The organism is Oleiphilus sp. HI0080 (genome assembly GCF_001635135.1).
Window position 1 is genome coordinate 1 of sequence record NZ_LWFU01000065.1, and the last position, 426, is coordinate 426.

Here is a 426-nt window from a genome sequence, read left to right on the forward strand (position 1 = left end):
TTTGAACGTCTTTTTGATGGCTATGTGGGTCTCGATTATGTCGAAGATCTTAAGAAGCAGCAGATTCCAGACAACATCCAATTATGTGAGTTTTTCTTTAAATCCGGCAGCATGCTGAAGAATAACTACGCACAACAGCATTATATATCGAGCAACTACACGCATGTTGCGCGCGATATGATCGATCAGGGCGTCAATCTGCTCGTGCAACAAGTCAGTAAAGGCGAGTATCAAGGCGCTGAATATTTGTCGTTGAGCAGCAATACGGACGTGACAGTCGACATACTGCCTTTGATAAATGAAGAGCGCAGCAAAGGGAAGACCATCAAATTGGTTGGTATGGTTAATTCGCAACTCCCCTTTATGCTCAATGATGCGTTGGTCAGGCTCGATGCCTTCGATTATCTCATTGATAACGAAGCGTTT

At 43.9% G+C, this 426-nt stretch carries 1 pseudogene; it reads left to right on the forward strand.

The annotated features are described in order from the left end of the window. Window positions 1-426 (forward strand): annotated as a pseudogene (locus A3751_RS22395) (acetyl-CoA hydrolase); the annotation flags it as partial.